Source organism: Pararhizobium sp. P1_E7 (assembly GCF_056405855.1).
Map to the genome: position 1 here is coordinate 1 of NZ_JBFUBH010000189.1, position 1,945 is coordinate 1,945.

2 protein-coding genes are annotated in these 1,945 nt (G+C 57.9%); both read right to left on the reverse strand.

What is annotated here, in order from left to right; translation table 11 throughout:
- Positions 1–28: 28 nt before the first annotated feature.
- Positions 29–1,651 carry a chaperonin GroEL gene (gene groL, locus AC1D17_RS28755; protein ID WP_477568605.1) on the reverse strand — a complete coding sequence of 541 codons (1,623 nt, stop codon included), beginning with the start codon at positions 1,649–1,651 and terminating at the stop codon, positions 29–31.
- Positions 1,652–1,716: 65 nt separating this feature from the next.
- Positions 1,717–1,945 (reverse strand): co-chaperone GroES (locus AC1D17_RS28760; RefSeq protein WP_477568606.1); only part of this gene is annotated, 229 nt, incomplete at its 5' end.

A 1,945-nucleotide genomic window follows, 5' to 3' on the forward strand; every position in this document is an offset into this window, starting at 1 on the left:
ACGACCGTGGTTCCGAAATGAAAACGCGTTACATCATGCCGCCCATGTCAGGCATACCGCCAGCGGCATCCTTCTTCGGAAGTTCGGCGATCATGGCTTCGGTGGTGACGAGCAGGCCGGCAACCGAAGCTGCATTCTGCAGGGCTGTGCGGACAACCTTGACCGGATCGACGATACCCATGGCGATCATGTCGCCATATTCGCCGGTCTGGGCGTTGTAGCCGTAGTTGTCAGTATTGCTTTCGAGGATCTTGCCAACAACGATCGAACCTTCGTCACCGGCATTTTCAGCGATCTGGCGAACCAGCGACTGAAGCGCCTTGCGGACGATGTTGATGCCGGCGGTCTGGTCTTCGTTCGCGCCCTTGATGTCGAGGACGATCGAAGCACGCAGAAGCGCCGTGCCACCGCCGGGAACGATACCCTCTTCGACCGCAGCGCGCGTCGCATTCAGCGCGTCGTCGATACGATCCTTCTTTTCCTTGACTTCGATTTCAGTCGCACCGCCAACGCGGATCACGGCGACGCCGCCCGAAAGCTTGGCCAGGCGCTCCTGCAGCTTTTCCTTGTCGTAGTCGGACGTGGTTTCTTCGATCTGAGCCTTGATCTGGGCAACACGACCCTCGATCTCCGGCTTCTTGCCGGCACCATCGACGAGAATGGTATTCTCTTTCGTAATGGTCACCTTCTTGACGCGGCCGAGCATTTCGAGCGTGACGTTTTCGAGCTTGATGCCGATGTCTTCGGAGATGACCTGGCCACCGGTCAGGATGGCGATGTCTTCGAGCATCGCCTTGCGGCGATCGCCGAAGCCCGGAGCCTTGACGGCAGCAATCTTCAGGCCGCCACGCAGCTTGTTGACAACGAGGGTTGCAAGCGCTTCGCCTTCGACGTCTTCCGAGATGATCAGGAGCGGCTTGCCGGTCTGAACGACGGCTTCGAGAACCGGGAGCATGGCCTGCAGGTTGGAAAGCTTTTTCTCGTGAAGGAGAACATAGGCGTCCTCCAGTTCAGCAACCATTTTCTCGGCATTGGTGACGAAATACGGGCTCAGATAACCACGGTCGAACTGCATGCCTTCGACGACTTCGAGTTCGGTTTCGGCGGTCTTGGCTTCTTCAACCGTGATGACGCCTTCATTGCCGACCTTCTGCATCGCGTCAGCGATGTACTGGCCGATTTCCGTTTCGCCATTGGCGGAGATCGTGCCGACCTGGGCCACTTCTTCCGAAGTGCTGATCTTCTTGGCCTTGGCGACAAGACCCTTGACAACTTCTGTCACTGCAAGATCGATGCCGCGCTTGAGGTCCATCGGGTTCATGCCGGCTGCAACAGCCTTTGTGCCTTCCCGAACGATCGCCTGGGCGAGAACGGTTGCCGTCGTGGTGCCGTCGCCGGCGATGTCGTTGGTCTTCGAAGCAACTTCGCGGACCATCTGGGCGCCCATGTTCTCGAACTTGTCTTCAATCTCGATTTCCTTGGCGACAGTCACACCATCCTTGGTGATGCGTGGTGCACCATAGGACTTATCGATGATGACATTGCGGCCCTTCGGGCCGAGCGTTATCTTGACGGCGTCTGCGAGGATGTCGATGCCACGCAGCATCTTTTCGCGCGCGTCTCGACCGAATTTGATTTGCTTGGCAGCCATAGAACGAACTCCCGGGCTCATCGCCCAATGGTCTTACGAAAGGGATAGAAAGAAACGACCGGCTATCAGCCAATGACGCCCATGATGTCGGCTTCCTTCATGATCAGAAGCTCTTCGCCATTGAGCTTCACTTCGGAGCCCGACCACTTGCCGAACAGAATGCGGTCGCCGGCTTTGACGTCGAGCGCGATCAGCTTGCCGCTATCGTCGCGAATGCCGCTGCCGACGGCGACGATTTCGCCTTCCTGCGGCTTTTCCTTGGCGGTATCCGGAATGATGATGCCGCCCTTGGTC